We start from the raw sequence: 17,573 nt of genomic DNA, 5'->3' as shown, positions 1-17,573 counted from the left end.
GGCGCCACGCGCCCACGGAAAGCTGAAGACTGGCTCAGACCGGGTTCGGCACCGCTTCACCCGCAAAGAAAGCCCGCAGGTTGGCCACCGCCATACGGCCCATCTCCTCGCGCACTTCCAGCGCCGCCGTCCCCAGATGCGGCAGCAGCACCGTGTTGTCGAGCAGGCGCAGCGCCTCGGGCACCTGCGGTTCATGCTCGTAGACGTCGAGCCCCGCGCCGCCGATCTGGCCTGCCTCCAGCGCCGCGATCAGCGCCGCCTCGTCGACCACGTCGCCGCGCGAGATGTTGATGAAATGCGCATGCGGTTTCATCGCCGCCAGCACGTCGGCATTCACCGTGTGCCGCGTCGCGGCCCCGCCCGGCAGAGCGGTGACGAGGATGTCGACATTGGCCGCCAATTCCTCGGGCGTCTCATAGCGCGTCGCCGGATGGGCGAGACTTTTCTCGGACCGGCTCATATAGGCCACCGGCATGCCAAAGCCGAAATGGCAGCGCCGTGCGATGGCCTGACCGATGCGCCCCATGCCAAGGATGCCGACGGTCTTGCCGGTCATATGCAGCCCCAGCATCTGCACCGGGTGCCAGCCCTGCCAGCTGCCCATGCGCACCATGCGTTCGCCCTCGGCGGCGCGGCGGCAGGACATCAGCATCAGCGTCATGGCGATATCGGCGGTGGCGTCGGTCACCGCGCCGGGGGTGTTGGTCACCGTGACCCCGGCGTTGCGCGCCACCTCCACGTCGATGTGATTGAAGCCCACACCGAAGTTGGCGAGGATCTTCGCGCGCGGCACACCGGCGGCGGCGAACACTTCGGCGTTATACTGGTCGCCGAGCGTCATCAGCACGCCGTCGTAGTCCGCCAGCGAGGCCAGCAATTCGTCGCGGCTCATCGGATCGGGCCGGTCGCGGTAGGTCACGTCAAAGCTGTCGCTGGCCTCGGCAACAACGCTGTCGGGCAGGTTTCGGGCGATCAGGATCTTGGTCAATGCAGGCGTCCTCCCAGCGGTACACTCTTGTCAGGGGTGGCAAGCACCACCGCGCCCGCCTCGTCGGAGAAACCTAGAACGAGAACTTCCGACATGAAGGGGCCGATCTGACGTGGCGGGAAATTCACCACCGCCATCACCTCTTTGCCCAGCAGCTCCTCGGGGGCGTAATGCACGGTGATCTGGGCGGAGCTTTTCTTCTCGCCGATCTCCGGGCCGAAATCGATCCAGAGCTTGATCGCAGGCTTGCGCGCCTCGGGGAAGGGTTCCGCGCGGACAACTTTGCCCGCGCGGATGTCGACCTTGAGAAAGTCGTCGTAGCTGATCTCAGCCATTGGCCAGTTCTTCCGAGCGGCGTACCGCTGCGCCGACCGTGGCGCGGATCAGCGGAGGCAGGCCCTTCTGCTCGTCCATCAGCACCTCGAGCCCGGCCTGCGTGGTGCCATTGGGCGAGGTGACGTTCTTGCGCAGCTGTGCCGGATCATCGTCGGCCTGCATCGCCAGCGCACCGGCACCCGCCACCGTGGCCTTGGCCAGCTGCATGGCCAGCTCGGGCGCCAGCCCCTCGGCCTCTCCGGCCTTCGCAAGGCATTCGATCATGTGGAACACATAGGCCGGGCCCGAGCCGCTGACGCCGGTCACCGCGTCCATCTGGCCCTCGCCTTCGAGACGCACCACCTCGCCCACCGCCGAAAGCAGCTCTTCGGCCATGGCCATATTCGCCTCGCTGGCGTTGGTGTTGCCGGCGAGCGCGGTGATGCCCTGACCCACCGCAGCGGGCGTGTTGGGCATGGCGCGGATCACCGGCGTCTTCTCGCCCAGCATCGTCTCGTAGGTGGCAATGGTGACGCCTGCGGCGACCGACAGGAACACCGTCGAGCCGTTGCCCAGCTTGGCCAGCACCGGCAGCGCATCGGCCATCATCTGCGGCTTGACCGCCACCAGCACAATCGCCGGGCTTTCGGGCAGGTCTTCGTTGATATGCACGCCCTGCGCCTGCAGCCAGTCCGAGGGGCGCGGATCGTTGACCCAGACCGAGCCCGCCGGCAGACCGCGTTTCAGCCAGCCCTCCAGCATGGCCGATCCCATCTTGCCACAGCCCAGCAGCACGAGCCCGCGCTGCGCCAGTTCACCGTCCGTCATCCGATCCTCCTGTCGACGTTCGCGCAAGTGATACGCGCGCCCCGAAAAGGGTGCAACGGCCCGCCTCCCGGCAAGTCCTTCCTCTTGGCGAAAATATCCCGGGGGAGCAGCGCGCAGCGCGGCGGGGGCAGCGCCCCCATCCGCCTCGCTGCCCATCCGCCTCGGCCAGAGGCCTCAGGCGATGATATCGGGCGTCAGCCGGTCCTCGATCATCGCGATCTTGTCCTTGAGGAAGAGCTTCTTCTTCTTCAGCCGCTGCAGGGTCAGCTGGTCGGCTGTGCCGCGCTCCTGCAGGGCGCGGATCGCCTCGTCGAGGTCGCGGTGCTCGTGGCGGAAGACTTCAAGCTCCACCCGCAGCACCTCTTCGGTCTTCATCGAGATGTCTTGCGGCGCGTTCATGGCTGTCCATCCTTGGAACTCACGGGAAGCATTACGATACCAAGACTTGCCGCGCCCGCAAAGCCCTTGCAAGGGTCTTGCGCTGCCCGGCGCGGCTTCCCATATTCGATGGTGTCGGGTTGCCGCTCACGGGGCCCGGCGGACGGTCGCTTCCCTGTCAAGGACATGTCATGAGCAAACTGACCCTGGGTTCCTATCCGCATATGCTCGGCTTCGAGCAACTCGAGCGCCTGCTCGAGCGAACAGCCAAGTCGAGCGAAGGTTACCCCCCTTTCAACATCGAACAGACGTCGGATCACTCCTACCGGATCACGCTGGCCGTGGCCGGGTTTTCAGAGGCCGATCTCGCCATCACCGTCGAGGACCGCCAGTTGGTGATCCGCGGACGGCAGCGCGACGACGGGTCCGACCGGATCTTCCTGCACCGCGGCATCGCGGCGCGGCAGTTCCAGCGCAGCTTCGTGCTGGCCGATGGTGTCGAGGTGGGCGAGGCGGTCATGGAGAACGGTCTGCTGCACGTAGACCTGACCATGTCCCGTCCAGAGACGGTGGTGCAGACCATCAATATCAGAAAGGGTTGAGCCATGAACACGAAGTACGACTTCCCCGAATTTGACGCCGAGCGCATCGTCTATGTCCGCTCTGTCGAGGTGAGCGAACTGCCCGAGGACGTGCAGGAGCAGGTCGGTGACACCACCCGCCTCTACGCGGTGCACCGCGCCGATGGCGAGCGGCTGGCACTGGTCCGCGACCGCGGCATGGCCTTCGCGCTGGCCCGGCAGAATGACCTCGCCCCCGTCACCGTCCATTAAATTGGCCACTCACCTTGGATGAGCCCTTGAGCACGCTGCCGCTGGACTGGGTCGACGCCTTCACCGATCGCCCGTTCGGCGGCAACGGCTGCGCGGTGCTGCATGGCGGCGCGGCGCTGGATGACGAGATCTGCAAGCGCGTGGTGCGCGAGACCTCGCTGGTCGAATGCACCTTCACCGGCCGCTCGGATGTGGCCGATGTGCGGGTGCGCTACTTCCTCGCCAGCGGCGAGATTCCCTTTGCCGGACATCCCACCGTGGCCACCGTCGCTGCGCTGCTGCATCGCGGGCTGGTGAGCGGCGATCGTCTGACGCTGGAGACGCTTGCCGGGGTGATCCCCATCGAGATCGACCGCTCGGTCTCCCCTCCCCGCATCGTGATGACCCAGATCGCGCCCACCTTCGGGGCCAGCCCCGATAAGGCGCTGGTGGCTGATGCGGTCTCGCTGTCGCCGTCGGATATCCTCGGGCAACCGCAGTTGGTCTCCACCGGGCTGCCCTTCTGCATCACCGTGCTGAAGGACAGAGGCGCGCTGGAGCGGGCGAGCCTCGACACGGAGGCGCTTGCAAGGCTGGCGCAGGGCACCGGCGGGCGCGTGGATCTCGCCGAACCCTTCCTCGTCACGCTGGAGGGCGCCACCGAGGCCGGCGATACCTTCTCGCGCCTGATACTCGCACCGCCAAGCCCGCCCGAAGATCCGTTCACCGGCTCGGCCACCGGCGCCATGGCGTGCTACCTCTGGTCCAAGGGGCTCATCGACGCGCCGCGCTTTGTCGCCGAGCAGGGCCATGGCATGGGGCGGCCCGGTCAGGCGCAGGTCGAGGTGCTTGGCCCGCCCGAGGCCATCACCGGCGTGCGCGTGGCCGGACAGGCGCATGTGCTGATCTCGGGCGAGATACACCTTTAGGCCACGGCCCTCAGAAGCGGATGCTGTAATTGGTGCTCAGCACCAGCGGTTGCACCGGATCGAACACCTGCGTGCCGTTGAGGTTGAGCGTGAAGCTGCGCTTCTTGTGGGTCCAGCTGAGGCCGGTCTTCAGGCTCGGCGTCTCGTAGTCACCGGAACTGCCCGCATCCACCCACGCGCCATAGCTGTAGCCCAGTTCGAAATAGGGGCGGAAGTTGCGCTCCAGCCGCAGCGTCGCGCGGGTGCGCAGCGTCGCGGTGAGCTTGCCGACCTGCCAGCCCGAGACATCCCCCACCCCGCTGCTGGCCTGCCGCGACATCGACAGACCCGCGGTGCCCGACAGATCGAGCGTGCGCAGCTTGTAGGCCCCGCTGGCATCCAGCCCCGCCGCTGTCCGCCATGCCGCCCGCGGCGTGCTGCCGAGCCGGTAGTCGGGCCGGGCCAGCGCCGCCCATGCCTTGAACCCCAGATTGTCGTTCAGCTTGGTCTGCAGATAAGGCGCGAAGCTGAGCGTGCGCGAGCGTATCTCCCGCCCGGTATCCAGGTCTGCCACGCCGTAGCCGGTGGCAAAGCCCAGCCGGGTGCGCACCCCCAGCGGCTTTTCGAACCCCAGCAGCATGTCGAATTTCCGGCCTTTGGTATCGCCGTGATACTCGCGCGCCTCGAACGCCCACCACATGCGTGGGGCGCGGCTGCTGCCGGGCGTCGCCAGAAAGAACCCCTTGTCGGTCAGCCGCACCTGACCATAGCCATTCGCCGCATGACCCAGCACGCTGTTGAACGCTCCGACCGAGGCGCTGAGCGTGGTCGACACCCCGCTGCGGTAGGCAGAGCGCAACGCATCCGCCGCCCGCACCGGCAACGCCGGGAGCAGGCAGATCAGCAGCAGCGCAAGCGCGCGCAGGATCGAGGCGGTCTTCATGGCGGTCTCCGGCGGCAGACTTCCGGGCGACATGGTTCCGGGTGACGTTTCTGATCCGAACGCCTGAGTGTGGCGCCGGGGCGAGGTCTTCGATTCTGGTGGTTGGATCCGAAATAATCGGCCTGCCGCAGCGCATCAAACCCCTGCTGGCGCAGAGCTCCTCAAATCTACGAGAGAGACGCAGCGTTACCGCAGTCGCGGGGCGCGCCCGCGACTTTTGAGGCCTTCTGCGCGGTGCGACGCCCGCTTCAGTGCCCGGCGATCAGCCCCATTGCCTCAAGTTTCAGCACAACCTGATGGGCGCAATTGTCGACATCCGTGCCTTCGGTCTCGACCCGCAACTCTGGGTTCGCGGGCACGTCATAGGGGTCGGAGATGCCGGTGAATTCCTTGATCTTGCCCTCACGCGCCATTTTGTAGAGCCCCTTGCGGTCGCGCCGCTCGCATTCTTCGAGCGCGGTCGCCACATGCACTTCGACGAAGGCACCATACTCCTCGATCCCCTCGCGGACCTTGCGCCGGGTGGTGGCATAGGGGGCGATCGGGGCGCAGATGGCGATGCCGCCGTTCTTGGTGATCTCCGAGGCGACATAGCCGATGCGCAGGATGTTGAGATCGCGGTGCTCTTTCGAGAAACCCAGCTCGGAGCTGAGGTTCTTGCGCACGATGTCCCCATCAAGCAGCGTGACCGGGCGCCCGCCCATTTCCATCAGCTTGGTCATCAGCGCGTTGGCGATGGTCGATTTGCCCGAGCCGGAGAAGCCGGTGAAAAACACCGTGAACCCCTGTTTCGAGCGTGGCGGCTTGGTCTTGCGCAGTTCCGAGACCACCTCGGGGAAGGAGAACCAATCGGGGATCTCCAGACCTTCGGAAAGCCGCCGCCGCAGTTCGGTGCCCGAGATATTGAGGATTGTCACCGTCTCCTTGTCGGCGATCTCGTCGTTGGGCTCGTATTGCGCGCGCTCCTGCACGTAGACCATGTGTTTGAACGGCACCATTTCGATGCCCATCTCCGCCTCATGCTCTTTGAACAGGTCCTGCGCCTCATAGGGCCCATAGAAGTCCTCTCCGGCGCTGTTCTTGCCCGGCCCCGCGTGATCCCGCCCCACGATGAAATGCGTGCAGCCATGGTTCTTGCGGATGAGCCCGTGCCAGAGCGCCTCGCGCGGGCCCGCCATACGCATGGCCAGCGGCAGAAGCGACATGGTGGTGGTGGAGGCGGGGTATTTGTCGAGCACCGCCTCATAGCAGCGCACACGGGTGAAATGGTCGACATCGCCGGGTTTGGTCATGCCGACGACCGGGTGCAGCAGAAGGTTCGCTTCGGACTCGCGCGCGGCACGGAAGGTCAGTTCCTGATGCGCGCGGTGCAGCGGATTGCGGGTCTGGAACGCCACCACCTTGCGCCAGCCGAGCTTGCGGAAATAGGCGCGCAACTCGTTCGGCGTGTCGCGCCGGGCACGGAAATCATAGTGCACGGGCTGCTGGATGCCGGTGATCGGCCCGCCAAGATAGACCTCCCCCGCCGAATTGTGCAGGTAGTTCACCGCCGGATGCGCGTCATCGTCGGCCCCAAAGACCATCTGCGCTTCCTTGGCCTTGTCCGGCACCCACTTGTCGGTGACGGTCATGGTGGCGAGGATCACCCCCTCTTGATCGCGCAGCGCGATGTCTTGGTCCAATTCGATGCTGTCGGCGAACGCGGCCTTCACATCGAGGGTGATCGGCATCGGCCAAAGCGCCCCATCGGCAAGCCGCATGTTCTCGACCACGCCATCGTAGTCCTCCTCCCCCAGAAACCCCTTGAGCGGATAGAAGCCGCCGTTCATCAGAAGTTCGAGGTCGCAGATTTGCCGCGGGCTCAGATCAAGGCTGACAAGCTCCGCCGCCTCGAATTTCATTTTCTGCGCGCTGTCGTAAGAGACATAGAGCTCCGGAATAGGAGCGAGGTTTTTGGACATGGTCATGTAAAAATCTCTTGTATCAATATTGGCAAACGGATGCCGGTACGGGCAATGACCTCAGTGAAAGCCCTGCCCGAAAAAATTTCAACTCTCGCTTGAAGTTGGCGCGCGTTAATGCGGCGCCAGTGCCGAAGCTGCCTTTACGGCAGGCGCAGTGCGGGCCTGCCTGACCTGCGCTCAGCGCCTTGCAGACGCGCCACGGCGGCGCAGCAAAGCGCCCCCGCCAAGAAGCAGCCCGGCAAAAACCGGCAGCGCCGGCGGCAGTGGCACCGGTGACGGCATCTGCGCCGAGACGGTGAACTGCGCAGACCCCAGCCCCGCCCAGACGCTGAGCGGGTCCACGGTCAGGCTGAACTCATACGCTCCCGGATCCAGATCCGCCTCATAGACACCGTGAAACGGGCCAGTGTCGGAAGTATAGGTCCAGTCCAGCGCCGCACCTCCGGTGCCGGTCAGGCTAAAGCTGGCGTTGGGCCACAGCTTGTCGCGGACCGAGATCGTCACTTCGCTGGGATCGGAGAGCAGCAGCGACCAGCTGTCGCCGCCGCCCGGCAGGATCAGGTCTATGGTGTCGCCCGGCCCATGCCACGCGAAGAGGTAGGACGAGGTCCCATCAGGCGCCACGGTGACCGCCGAAGCGGCGGAAGGACCCACAAAGATCGCCACAACGACTGCGATCCGAACAAGAATAAACGTCAACATTTGCATCCCTCACACTGGGCCGACCGAAGCAATCAGTGCGAGGTCGCGACCCCGCATAGGTCGCGCATAAAACGTTATAGTGGTTAAGATATCGTAAGAAAAACCCGAAGCCCTATATCCGAGGGCTTCGGGTCTCAGTCATTCATGCCGCCGCCGGGATCACCTGCGGCGCTATCTCGGCTCAGTTGCCGGTCGCAGCCGCCGCTTCGCCCTGCGGCGCGCCATGGCCGAGCGGCTCGGTAGTGTCCTTGCCCGCCTCGAGGCCCTGCTCTGCCAGCCACCGCTCCGCTTCCAGCGCAGCCATGCAGCCCATGCCCGCCGAGGTCACGGCCTGACGGTACTTGTGGTCGGTCAGATCGCCCGCGGCGAAAACGCCGGGGATCGAGGTCTCGGTGGTGCCCGGCTTGGTCACCACATAGCCGCCCATGTGGGTCTCGAGCTGGTCTTTCACCAGTTCCGACGCGGGCGCGTGGCCGATGGCGACAAAGACGCCCTTCGCCGGGATCTCGGTGATCTCGCCATTCCGCACGTCTTTCACCTTCACGCCGGTCACGCCCTTGGGCATGTCGTCACCGACCACCTCTTCGAGCTGGTGATGCCAGAGCGTTTCGATCTTGGGGTGCGCGAAAAGGCGTTCTTGCAGGATCTTCTCTGCGCGCAGCGTGTCGCGGCGGTGAACCAGCGTCACCTTGGAGGCGAAGTTGGTCAGGAACAGCGCCTCTTCCACGGCGGTGTTGCCGCCGCCGATCACCACGATCTCCTGCCCGCGGTAGAAGAAACCGTCACAGGTGGCACAGGCCGAGACGCCAAAGCCCTTGAACTCTTCCTCGGTGGGCAGGCCCAGCCATTTGGCGCGGGCCCCGGTGGCGAGGATCACCGCGTCGGCGGTGTAGGTAGTGCCACTGTCGCCATGCGCCACGAAGGGCCGCTTGTCGAGTTCGAGCTTTGAGATGATGTCGCCCTCGATCTGGCAGCCCATGGCGCGCGCATGCGCTTCCATCTTCACCATCAGTTCGGGGCCTTGAATCTCGGTCTCGCCGGGCCAGTTCTCAACCTCGGTGGTGGTGGTCAGCTGGCCGCCGGGTTCGAGCCCCTGCAGCAGCAGCGGCGAGAGCATCGCCCGCGCCGCGTAGACGCCTGCGGTGTAACCGGCCGGACCGGAGCCGATGATCAGAAGCCGTGTGTGGCGGGTGTCGGACATGTCGTGCCTCTCGCGAGCTATGGCATTTGCTTTGCGAAGTGCATATAGCCACGCGCGGCGGCGACGCAAACCCCGTGCCGACCGGTTCCCAACCCGATTTCCGCACCGTTAAGAATCTTTCAAGAATATGAAAGATTATTGCGCTGGAGATCTGATTGCTATAATATTCGCGAAAAGCTTCAAGGAAGACGCATGCCCGCCCACAGGCTCGACCCCATCGACCGGAAGATTCTGGCAGAACTGCAGGCCGATGGCCGCATGACCAATGTCGAACTTGCCCGCCGCGTGGGCATCTCCGCCCCGCCCTGCCTGCGCCGTGTGCGCACGCTCGAGGAGCAGGGCTTCATCAAGGGCTACCACGCCGAGGTTGATTCCCGCGAACTTGGCTTCGAAGTGCAGGTCTTTGCCAGCGTCGGGCTGCAAAGTCAGGCCGAGGCCGATCTGCGCGCCTTCGAGGACCGCTGCCGCAACTGGCCGCTGGTGCGCGAGTGTCACATGCTCAATGGCGAGGTGGACTTTATCCTCAAATGCGTGGCGCCCGATCTTTCGACCTTTCAGGCCTTCCTGACCGAGGATCTGCTGACCGCTCCGAATGTGGGCTCGGTCAAGACCTCGCTGGTCATCCGCTGCGCCAAGGATGAGCCCGGCGTGCCCTTCGACGTGCTCGAAGAGCGGCTGAGCCGGACCGCCTGATCGGCGGACCGGCAGCGCGGCATTACAGCTCGATCAGCTGATCCAGCGCCTCGCGGGTCGAGCGCATCATCGACAGCTCGCCAAAGTCCTGCAGACCTTCGATGTTTTCGAACATCGACAGGAACAGGGCGCGCATGTTCTCGCTGCTGAGCGCCGACAGCGCCGTGCCCGGATGATAGGTCTCCATCTCGATGCCGCCGACGCGGATCGTCGCATGGCGCTGCACCATCAGGTGGTAAAGCTGCACCGCCCCGCCCGGTTTGACCGGCACGATGCGATCCCAGTCGGCCTCATCCGAGACCGGCACCATCACGCTGTCCTTGCCCAGCAGGCTGCGCAGCTTGGCGTTTTTGACCACCATGCGCGCCGCCGGGCCGAGCAGCAGGTCAGAGCCGGGCCGCCCCACGCCATAGGCCTCTGCGGTCACGCGGGTCAGCGTGTCGAGCGCGCTGCGCTCGCTGCGCACACCGGGCACATAGGTGGTCGATCCGATCCATGTCACCGACTGCACGCCACGGCTGGTTTCGATGTAATCGCCGGGCAGAAGGTCTTCGATGGCGATCGGCCCGCGCGCCGTCTGAATCAGGGTGCCGCGAGCGAATGCCGAGCAGGCCTCTTCGAACAGAGGGATCGCCGGGGCGATCTGCTACTTCATCGCCAGCGACAGATCCGGCAATAGAGCGGCGACCTCGTATTTGCGCATGAGAGAAGTTGCGCGCCGAGGTCGCCCACTCCGGAGAGATACCGGATCGCGAGGAATGGATTGCGAAAACGCATCGTCGCGGCCTCGTACCGCGTGATGAATACTGGTCATGTGAACATCCCTTGAGAGGCTGTCACATCCGTGTTGGCCCCCACCAACAACGACAGACGGACGTTTAACCGACTTGGCCTTGAACAGGCCTCAATCTGGCATTTGTGTCAAAATCGGCAAGGTTTTGTCGGGAAGCTGGATCCCAATACCCACGACCTGAAGAGATTGTCGCGAGATCACGAACCAGCCCGCCACATTTTGGTACAGAGAATTTCGAATCAATGCCCGGAAGCTGAAAGGTTTCAGCCGCAATCGCGCTGAGGGTGAACCGGGGTCAGAGGCGGATGGCCGAGATCAGACGTCCGTAATCCGCTTCGCGCTGATGCGTGGTGCGGCGGAACGAATAGAAGCGCTCGGGATCGGAATAGGTGCAATGGCGGGTCCACTCCGCCTCGACCCCCGCCGCGCGCAGGCGGTGCAGGCCATAGGCCGGAAGGTCGAACTGCATGCGATCGCCCTCGCCACCCGCGAAGAAGCGGGCGTTGCCCTGATCCTCGGCCAGAAACTCCTCGAAGAATTCCGGGCCGACTTCATAGGCGCGCTGGCTGATGGTCGGACCGATCACCGCGCGGATCCCGTCGCGGCTGGCACCAAGCGCAATCATCGCATCCACCGTCTCTTCGAGAACGCCGCCCTGCGCCCCGCGCCAGCCCGCATGGGCCGCACCGATGACCCCCGCCTCCACATCGGCGAAAAGCACTGGCTGGCAGTCCGCGGTCAGCACCGAGAGCGCCAGCCCCGGCTCACGCGTGACGAGCGCGTCGGCCTCGGGGCGCGGCTCGGAAAGTGGGCCAGTCACCGTGACCACGCGCGGCGAATGCACTTGGCTGACGGTGATCAGCGCCTCCAGCGGCACCTCCATGGCCTGCGCCACGCGGGTGCGGTTGATCGAGACGATCTCGCGTTGGTCAGAAGACCCCGGCCCGCAGTTGAGCCCGGCAAAAACGCCCGAGGACGCGCCGCCCTTGCGGGTGAAGAAGCCATGCCGAAGCGGGGAGAGCGTGTCTACGGTGATTATTTCCAGCGTCATGCGTCCAATCCGGGCGGGGTAGCTGTGCCCGGACCGTAGAGCCCCAGCACCTTGAACAAACTTCCCATTTCGGCGGGGTGCGTCAACCGGCGATGTGCACGGATGTGCGTGTCGAGTGCAGCGCCGGTCAGCTCGGCGGCCAGCGCACGGGCGCGCTCGGTGATGCCCAGCCGCTCCAGAAACACGCCCTGAGCCGTCAGCCCCGACACCTGCGCCGGGGCCGCCGCCGCGGCCAATGCGCGGAAGTCCACATGCGCGGTGAGATCCGCATCCCCCGGCGTGTCCAGCGGACCGGCCTTTTGATGCGCGCGCACCGCCTGCAACGTATCGCCAAGGCTGCCCCAGCTGCCGTAGTCCACCAGCAGCGCGGCACCGCCATGCGCGGCGATGCGCCTGCCGATCTCCTGTGTGAGCGCCTCGGCGGGTGCGCAGGTCTCGACCAGATCGCCCTGCTGAGTGCCCGCAAGCCGGTGCTCCAGCGCCGCCTGCGGGGCGATGTCGGTCAGACCGAAGGACAGCGCGCCCTCGTGCCAGCCGACCACGCGCTCGCGCCAGCCGTTTCCGTCGCGCAGGAATTGCCGCACCGGCAGCGCGTCGAAAAACTCATTGGCGATCAGGAAAAGCGGCGCCTCGGGCAGATCGGCGAGGCTGTCGTGCCAGACCGGCGCATGATCCCCAAGCCGCGCGGCCTGCTCGGCGCGCAAGGCCGGAGAGGCCTCCACCAGATGCAGCTCGGCGGCGTCCAGCAGCCCCGGCACGCCGCGCATGGCGCGCAGCGCATCCGCCATCAGCGTGCCGCGACCCGGCCCCAGCTCTGCCAGAACGAACCGCGCGGGCCGTCCCTGATCGAGCCAGCTTTGCGCCAGCGCGAGGCCGAGCAACTCGCCGAACATCTGGCTGATTTCCGGCGCGGTGGTGAAGTCGCCCTTGGCGCCCAGCGGATCGCGGGTGGTGTAATAGCCGTGCTGCGGGTGCAGCAGGCACCATGTCATATATTCGGCCACCGTCATCGGCCCCTCGGCCGCAATGCGCGCCTGAAGGAGCGGCAGCAGCGCGCTCATGCCCGGCGCCGCGCCCAGAGAATGAGGCCGATGCCCACAAGGATCATCGGCAGCGACAACATCTGGCCCATGGTCAGCCCGTAGCCGCCCACCTGCCACGCCAACCCCAGCGGGTTGCCGGGCGAGACGAACTGCGCGTCGGGCTGGCGCACGAACTCGACGAGGAACCGCGCCACGCCATAGCCCGCAAGGAACACGCCCGCCAATTGCCACGGCGTCTTGAGCCCGCCCTTGCGCAGCGCCAGCCACAGCAGCAGCGCGCCCAGCAAGATGCCTTCCAGCGCCGCCTCATAAAGCTGCGAGGGATGGCGCGCGCAAAGCTCACCAACCGCCTGCCCGCAGGCCTGCGCCGCGTCGCCCGGAAAGATCACCGCCCAAGGCAGATCCGTGGGCCGCCCCCAAAGCTCGCCGTTGACGAAATTCGCCAGCCGCCCGAGGAACAGCCCCGGCGGCACCGAAATCGCCAGCATATCGGCGGTCGAGCCAAGCGGGATGCGGTTCTTCAGGCAAAAGCCGAGGAAGCCGATCAGCACCCCAAGGAAGCCGCCGTGGAACGACATGCCGCCGTGCCAGACCATGAGGATTTCGGCGGGGTGCGTCAGGTAATAGGCGGGCTGGTAGAACAGCACAAAGCCCAGACGCCCGCCAAGGATGATGCCCAGAATCACCCATGTGAGCAGTTGCTCGACCTGTGCCGGGCTCATCGGCGGCGTGTCTGCGGGCCAGAGCCGCGCGCGCTTCACCGCCGCGACGGCGATCCGCCAGCCGATGATGATGCCCGCGATATAGGCAAGCGCGTACCAGCGCAGGGCGAATTCCATGCCGAAAGCCGAGATCGAAAAGACCTCGGAGGACAGGGGCGGAAAAGGAATGGCAGCTTTCATGCGCGATGTGTGCCGGGAGTTTCGAGACGAAGTCAACCTTGTGACCGGGGGCTCGCCGCTCCATATAGATCCCAATCACATGACGGAGAGCCCAATGCAGACGCGCAACAAGGTATTCGAAGATCTGTCGCAGCTCATGACCAACGCCATGGGCGTGGCGCAGGGCGCGAAAGACGAAGCGGAAACCGCGATGAAATCCATGATCGACCGCTGGCTGGCAGATCGCGATTTCGTGACGCGGGAAGAATTCGACGCGGTCCGCGCCATGGCGCAGAAGGCCCGCGAAGAGAACGAAGCGCTGAAGGCCCGCCTCGACGCGCTGGAAAAGGGTCAGGGCTGACCCGCGCAGGGCTTCGGCCCTGTTCGACATCATGAGCAGGGCGGGCCGTGCCCGCCCCTCATCAACTGGCCTTCGTTGTCTGGCCGCTTCTCAGCCGGCCCGCATCACCCCGCCTGACGCTGCGCGACCAGATCGCCGCCCGTCAGCTCCGCTGGCGGGTAGAGCACGATCTCATCGCCCTCGCTCAGCCCCTCCAGCACCTGCACCTCGATGCCATTGCCCTGCCCGAGCGTGACGGGCACCTGTACGGCGTGCCCCTCCTCGACCCGGAAGACCGCCCAATCCGCACCTGCGCGGAAGGCCGCGCTTTGCGGGATTTGCAGCGTGTCCTGATCTTCCCAAGTCACGATACGCGCCAACACCCGATAGCCATGCCCCAGCGCCGCACGCGCCTCTGGCGGCGCGGTGAAGCGCAGGATCACCCGCACCCGCTGCTCCTCGACCCCCAGCGCCGAGACCTCGGTGGTGCCCAGCGGCGCGATCCGCTCGACCTCGGCATCCAGCGCGCCCGGCCCGCCCCAATCCTCCAGCAGCGCCCGCGCGCCCGGGCGCACCTGCACCGCGTCGGACGACAGCAGATCCACCGCCACCTGCAGGTCCTGCGCGATATTGCCGATCTCCAGCACCGGCGCCCCGGCAGCCAGCGAGGTCTCGGACTGCTCGACCACCTGCAGGATGCGCCCGTCCACCGGCGCGCGCAGCGGGATGTCGCTCGCCCCGACCTCGGCCAGCGCCTCGGCCAGCCCCTGATCGTCGAAGCCGATGAGCTGCGCCTGCGCATTGGCCAGCTCCGCCTCGCGCATGGCCACCGCCGCGCGCGAGGTCTCGAGCCGCGCCTGCGCCGCCAGCGCTGCCGTGCGCGCCTGATCCAGCGCGGCGGTCGAGATGGTGCCCCGTGCCGCCAGCGCCTTGGCCCGGTCGTGGTCCGAGACCGCCAGTTCGACGTCGGCCTGCGACGCGCTGACCTCGGCCTTGGCCTGCAGCAGCGCCGCCTGCGCGGCAGCCACCGCGGCCCGCGCCTGCTCGCGGGTGCGCAGGTCCAACACCGAAGGTGCGGCGGGGCGCATATGCGCCACCGTATCGCCCTGCGCCACCGCATCGCCGTCGATCGCCTGCACCCGCAGCAGCCGACCGGCGACGGGCGTGGTCACCACGTAAACATCGCGTACCTCGGTTTTGCCTTCTTCATCGATGGTCACCACCAGCGGCCCGCGGGTGACCGCGCCAAGATCGACAAGCACCGGGCGCGGCCAGAAGGCGGCTGCCAGCGCGACCCCGAGCAGCAGCGCAAGGCCAAGGCCAAGGATCAGACGGGTGCGCGTGCGTGTGTGATTGAGAGCCATGAGATCAGTCCCGTGTCTTGAGCGCCGCCACCAGATCGGCGCGGTCCACGTCGCGTTTCACCAGCAGCCCCGACAGCACCGCCCCGGCGATCACCACAAGCGCGGCGAAGCCGAAGGCGGCAGGATCGAAGACCACCGAAATCGTGTAGAGGTCGGACGAATAGGCCGCCGCCAGAAGATGCGCGATGCCCCAGCCCAGCAGCGCGCCGCAGGGCAGCGCCAGCAGCGTGACCAAGCCCAGCTCGCCCAGCAGCACATAGGCGGCCTCGCCCTTGGAAAAGCCGATGACCCGCAGGCTGGCAAGGTCATGCGCCCGCTCCGCGAGTGCGATGCGGGCGGCGTTGTAGATGATGCCGAAGGTGATGGTGAAGGCCACCGCCGCCATCACGAAGCGCGTCGCGCCGGTGCCTTGGTTCATCACCCGCTCAAAGGCCTCGCGGGCCTCGGCCTTGAGGCTCACGCCCGCCACCACCGGCAGGCCGCGCAGCCAGATCTGCACCGCCTCGGCCTGCGCCGGATCAAGCCGCAGCGCCGCGCTCGAGATGCGGCGCGGCTCGAACAGCGCCCGTCCCAGCGCGTCGAGCGACATATAGGCCGGCGCGCCCAGCACCGTCTCTGACACGCCCGTGACCGGCAGGCGCAGCACCGGCTGCGCACCTTCGCGCACTTCGACGGTCAGCACGTCACCCAGCCGAGCGCTCAGCGTGCCCGCCAGCGCATGGCTCAGCACCAGCCCCGGCCCGTTCAGGGCGATCGGCTGCAAATTCGGCGTCAGCGCCCGCACCAGCGCGGGATCGGGCGGCAGCCCGGTGATGGCACCGCGATAGCTCGCGCGGCCATTGTGCAGCACCACCGGCACCATACGCGCGCCCTCGGCCCGCAGCACGCCGGGCTGCCGGGCAAGCTCCAGCAGGGTCTTTTCCGACACCGCGTGGGTGAAGGTGACGCTCGCCTCGGAGCGGTCGAGCACGTCGAAACTCATCGCCACCGCCTGATTGAACCCGGCGTGGATGGTCAGCATCGCCACCGAGAGCCCCATGCCGAAGGTGATGCCCACCACCGCGCCCAGCATCCGGAACGGCGTGCGGGTGAAGCGGCGGATCACCATGCGGGTCGGCTGATCGAAGAGGCTCAGCGCCCCGGCCCAGCGGCCCGCGCGGCGGTAGTCGGCGGGGGCTGGCGGGCGCATCGCCTCGGCGGGCTGCAGCGCGAAGATCCGGCGCAGCACCACCGCGCCGCCCGCCGCGGCGGCCAGCACGCTCACCGCCAGCCCAAGCGCCAGTGCGGCGGGATCGAGCCGGAAGACGAGGAAGGGAAACTTGAAGAACTGCAGGTAGAGCTGCACCATCCCGCGCCCGCCGAGGATACCCAGCCCCGCGCCCAGCAGCGCGCCGGCGACGGCGATCACCAGCACCAGCTTCATGTAATGCCCGCCGATCTCTGCCCCGCGGTAGCCAAAGGCTTTGAGCAGCCCTATCTCCTCGCGCTCGGCCTGCACCATGCGGGCGATGACGATGTTCAGAAGGAAGGCCGCGATGCCCAGAAACACCGGCGGGATCGCCCCCGCGGTGTCGCGCAGCCCGCTGATCTCTTCCGACACGAAACGATGCGAGAACTGGTCCTGACGGTCATAGGCCCCCGCCGAGCCCCATGGTTTCAGCACCCGGTCGAGCGCTGCAATCACGCCGCGCGGGTCCGTGCCCCGGGTCAGCGTCACGATGATCTCGGAGAAGGCCCCCTTCATGTCGTAGGCCGCGGCGAGCGAGGTCTCCGACATCCACAGCACCGCAAAGCGCGCGTCATCGGGCACCATTTCGCCCGGCGCGGCGGCGTAGAGAAACTCTGGCGAACGCGCCAGCCCGGTGATGCGCAGGCCGCGGCGCGCGCCGTTCATCACCACCTGCAGCCGGTCGCCGGGGTGCAGCCCATGCGCATCGGCAAAACTGTCGAGCAGCACCACCTCCTCGGGCGCGCCGGGCGCGAACATGCGCCCCTGCTGCAGACGGATGGCATTGAGTACCGGAGCGCCGTGGTCGGGCAGCGACAGCGCCTCGGCAGAGACCGGCACCGCGCGGCCCGGCAGTTCGATCCGCGCCAGACCGGCGATGCGCCCCTCGGCCCGCGCCACGCCGGGCAGCGCGGTGACCTGATGCAGCACGTGGCGCGGCGCGCGGGTCACCGGCGCAAAGACCTCGGCGAAGCGGTAGCGCTCGTAATAGCCGCGCCGCGTCTCATCGAGCGTATCAACCAGCCCGGCCATCATCACCTGCATCATCACGCCCAGAGCCATGACCACGGCGATGGCCGCCGCCTGCCCCTTCATGCGCCACAGATCGCGCGAAAGCTTGCGGTCGAGCGCGCTCATCCGG

At 66.7% G+C, this 17,573-nt stretch carries 19 protein-coding genes; 5 read left to right on the top strand and 14 right to left on the bottom strand.

Annotated elements, in window-relative coordinates; genetic code table 11:
• Positions 1–34 precede the first annotated feature (34 nt).
• The 4 genes from G0A00_RS04415 to G0A00_RS04400 all read right to left on the bottom strand — a co-directional run bounded on the left by G0A00_RS04415 (position 35) and on the right by G0A00_RS04400 (position 2,530).
• Positions 35–988 carry a D-glycerate dehydrogenase gene (locus G0A00_RS04415; protein WP_164182132.1) on the bottom strand — a complete coding sequence of 318 codons (954 nt, stop codon included), beginning with the start codon at positions 986–988 and terminating at the stop codon, positions 35–37.
• Positions 985–1,323: a tRNA-binding protein gene (locus G0A00_RS04410; protein ID WP_164182130.1), complete on the bottom strand. Its 339-nt coding sequence runs from the start codon at positions 1,321–1,323 to the stop codon at positions 985–987. Before G0A00_RS04410 ends, G0A00_RS04415 begins: the two co-directional genes overlap by 4 nt.
• The gene (proC, locus tag G0A00_RS04405) at positions 1,316–2,131 is read right to left on the bottom strand and encodes a pyrroline-5-carboxylate reductase (protein ID WP_066104375.1); all 816 of its coding nucleotides are present in this window, start codon (positions 2,129–2,131) and stop codon (positions 1,316–1,318) included. The genes G0A00_RS04410 and proC overlap by 8 nt, the downstream gene beginning before the upstream one ends.
• Positions 2,132–2,305: 174 nt before the next feature.
• Entirely contained in the window at positions 2,306–2,530 is a 225-nt protein-coding gene (locus G0A00_RS04400; protein ID WP_066104372.1) for a YdcH family protein, read from the bottom strand.
• A gap of 170 nt (positions 2,531–2,700) precedes the next feature.
• Between G0A00_RS04400 and G0A00_RS04395 the strand changes: the two genes are divergently transcribed.
• The 3 genes from G0A00_RS04395 to G0A00_RS04385 are packed head-to-tail and all read left to right on the top strand — an operon-like array spanning position 2,701 to position 4,250.
• The gene (locus G0A00_RS04395; RefSeq protein ID WP_066104369.1) at positions 2,701–3,111 is read left to right on the top strand and encodes an Hsp20 family protein; all 411 of its coding nucleotides are present in this window, start codon (positions 2,701–2,703) and stop codon (positions 3,109–3,111) included.
• 3 nt (positions 3,112–3,114) lie between these two features.
• On the top strand, positions 3,115–3,342 hold the full coding sequence (locus G0A00_RS04390) for a DUF1150 family protein (RefSeq protein ID WP_066104366.1): 228 nt from the start codon (positions 3,115–3,117) through the stop codon (positions 3,340–3,342).
• 26 nt (positions 3,343–3,368) lie between these two features.
• Complete coding sequence (locus G0A00_RS04385) at positions 3,369–4,250, top strand: PhzF family phenazine biosynthesis protein (RefSeq protein WP_164182128.1); 882 nt, start codon at positions 3,369–3,371, stop codon at positions 4,248–4,250.
• A 10-nt stretch (positions 4,251–4,260) separates the two neighbouring features.
• Here the strand turns inward: G0A00_RS04385 and G0A00_RS04380 are convergent, their stop codons facing one another.
• From G0A00_RS04380 to trxB, 4 genes are all read right to left on the bottom strand, one after another.
• Positions 4,261–5,172, bottom strand: a complete 912-nt coding sequence (locus tag G0A00_RS04380; RefSeq protein WP_164182126.1) for an autotransporter outer membrane beta-barrel domain-containing protein — start codon at positions 5,170–5,172, stop codon at positions 4,261–4,263.
• A gap of 248 nt (positions 5,173–5,420) precedes the next feature.
• Positions 5,421–7,139 (bottom strand): bifunctional sulfate adenylyltransferase/adenylylsulfate kinase, encoded by a 1,719-nt coding sequence (locus tag G0A00_RS04375; RefSeq protein WP_066104361.1) that lies wholly within the window; start codon positions 7,137–7,139, stop codon positions 5,421–5,423.
• Between the two features lie 174 nt (positions 7,140–7,313).
• Entirely contained in the window at positions 7,314–7,838 is a 525-nt protein-coding gene (locus G0A00_RS04370; RefSeq protein ID WP_164182124.1) for a hypothetical protein, read from the bottom strand.
• A gap of 181 nt (positions 7,839–8,019) precedes the next feature.
• Positions 8,020–9,039, bottom strand: a complete 1,020-nt coding sequence (gene trxB / locus G0A00_RS04365; RefSeq protein ID WP_164182122.1) for a thioredoxin-disulfide reductase — start codon at positions 9,037–9,039, stop codon at positions 8,020–8,022.
• Between the two features lie 192 nt (positions 9,040–9,231).
• Between trxB and G0A00_RS04360 the strand changes: the two genes are divergently transcribed.
• Positions 9,232–9,732, top strand: a complete 501-nt coding sequence (locus G0A00_RS04360) for an Lrp/AsnC family transcriptional regulator (RefSeq protein ID WP_066104353.1) — start codon at positions 9,232–9,234, stop codon at positions 9,730–9,732.
• 22 nt (positions 9,733–9,754) lie between these two features.
• Here the strand turns inward: G0A00_RS04360 and G0A00_RS04355 are convergent, their stop codons facing one another.
• The 4 genes from G0A00_RS04355 to lgt form a co-directional block, all read right to left on the bottom strand.
• A complete protein-coding gene (locus G0A00_RS04355) occupies positions 9,755–10,357 on the bottom strand; it encodes a Hint domain-containing protein (RefSeq protein ID WP_255455332.1) in 603 nt (200 codons plus the stop codon).
• Between the two features lie 463 nt (positions 10,358–10,820).
• Positions 10,821–11,576, bottom strand: coding sequence for a peptidoglycan editing factor PgeF (gene pgeF / locus G0A00_RS04350; RefSeq protein WP_164182121.1), 756 nt, complete (start codon positions 11,574–11,576; stop codon positions 10,821–10,823).
• The gene (locus G0A00_RS04345; RefSeq protein ID WP_164182120.1) at positions 11,573–12,637 is read right to left on the bottom strand and encodes a class I SAM-dependent methyltransferase; all 1,065 of its coding nucleotides are present in this window, start codon (positions 12,635–12,637) and stop codon (positions 11,573–11,575) included. Before G0A00_RS04345 ends, pgeF begins: the two co-directional genes overlap by 4 nt.
• Positions 12,634–13,521, bottom strand: coding sequence for a prolipoprotein diacylglyceryl transferase (gene lgt, locus G0A00_RS04340; protein WP_164182119.1), 888 nt, complete (start codon positions 13,519–13,521; stop codon positions 12,634–12,636). Before lgt ends, G0A00_RS04345 begins: the two co-directional genes overlap by 4 nt.
• A 94-nt stretch (positions 13,522–13,615) precedes the next feature.
• Between lgt and G0A00_RS04335 the strand changes: the two genes are divergently transcribed.
• Positions 13,616–13,861: an accessory factor UbiK family protein gene (locus tag G0A00_RS04335; RefSeq protein ID WP_066104340.1), complete on the top strand. Its 246-nt coding sequence runs from the start codon at positions 13,616–13,618 to the stop codon at positions 13,859–13,861.
• A gap of 104 nt (positions 13,862–13,965) precedes the next feature.
• Here the strand turns inward: G0A00_RS04335 and G0A00_RS04330 are convergent, their stop codons facing one another.
• Together G0A00_RS04330 and G0A00_RS04325 are read right to left on the bottom strand one after the other, a co-directional pair.
• Positions 13,966–15,204 (bottom strand): efflux RND transporter periplasmic adaptor subunit, encoded by a 1,239-nt coding sequence (locus G0A00_RS04330; protein ID WP_164182118.1) that lies wholly within the window; start codon positions 15,202–15,204, stop codon positions 13,966–13,968.
• 4 nt (positions 15,205–15,208) lie between these two features.
• Entirely contained in the window at positions 15,209–17,569 is a 2,361-nt protein-coding gene (locus tag G0A00_RS04325; RefSeq protein ID WP_164182117.1) for an FtsX-like permease family protein, read from the bottom strand.
• Between the last annotated feature and the right edge of the window lie 4 nt (positions 17,570–17,573).

Source organism: Salipiger sp. PrR002, assembly GCF_010500775.1.
Lineage (GTDB): Bacteria > Pseudomonadota > Alphaproteobacteria > Rhodobacterales > Rhodobacteraceae > Salipiger.
This window is presented reverse-complemented; position numbering and strand designations above follow the sequence as displayed.

Coding starts and splice junctions, on each gene's coding strand:
- G0A00_RS04410 (WP_164182130.1), bottom strand. CDS start 1,323: ATGGCTGAGATCAGCTACGACGACTTTCTCAAGGTCGACATCCGCGCG.
- proC (WP_066104375.1), bottom strand. CDS start 2,131: ATGACGGACGGTGAACTGGCGCAGCGCGGGCTCGTGCTGCTGGGCTGT.
- G0A00_RS04400 (WP_066104372.1), bottom strand. CDS start 2,530: ATGAACGCGCCGCAAGACATCTCGATGAAGACCGAAGAGGTGCTGCGG.
- G0A00_RS04395 (WP_066104369.1), top strand. CDS start 2,701: ATGAGCAAACTGACCCTGGGTTCCTATCCGCATATGCTCGGCTTCGAG.
- G0A00_RS04390 (WP_066104366.1), top strand. CDS start 3,115: ATGAACACGAAGTACGACTTCCCCGAATTTGACGCCGAGCGCATCGTC.
- G0A00_RS04380 (WP_164182126.1), bottom strand. CDS start 5,172: ATGAAGACCGCCTCGATCCTGCGCGCGCTTGCGCTGCTGCTGATCTGC.
- G0A00_RS04375 (WP_066104361.1), bottom strand. CDS start 7,139: ATGACCATGTCCAAAAACCTCGCTCCTATTCCGGAGCTCTATGTCTCT.
- G0A00_RS04370 (WP_164182124.1), bottom strand. CDS start 7,838: ATGTTGACGTTTATTCTTGTTCGGATCGCAGTCGTTGTGGCGATCTTT.
- trxB (WP_164182122.1), bottom strand. CDS start 9,039: ATGTCCGACACCCGCCACACACGGCTTCTGATCATCGGCTCCGGTCCG.
- G0A00_RS04360 (WP_066104353.1), top strand. CDS start 9,232: ATGCCCGCCCACAGGCTCGACCCCATCGACCGGAAGATTCTGGCAGAA.
- pgeF (WP_164182121.1), bottom strand. CDS start 11,576: ATGACGCTGGAAATAATCACCGTAGACACGCTCTCCCCGCTTCGGCAT.
- G0A00_RS04345 (WP_164182120.1), bottom strand. CDS start 12,637: ATGAGCGCGCTGCTGCCGCTCCTTCAGGCGCGCATTGCGGCCGAGGGG.
- lgt (WP_164182119.1), bottom strand. CDS start 13,521: ATGAAAGCTGCCATTCCTTTTCCGCCCCTGTCCTCCGAGGTCTTTTCG.
- G0A00_RS04335 (WP_066104340.1), top strand. CDS start 13,616: ATGCAGACGCGCAACAAGGTATTCGAAGATCTGTCGCAGCTCATGACC.
- G0A00_RS04330 (WP_164182118.1), bottom strand. CDS start 15,204: ATGGCTCTCAATCACACACGCACGCGCACCCGTCTGATCCTTGGCCTT.
- G0A00_RS04325 (WP_164182117.1), bottom strand. CDS start 17,569: ATGAGCGCGCTCGACCGCAAGCTTTCGCGCGATCTGTGGCGCATGAAG.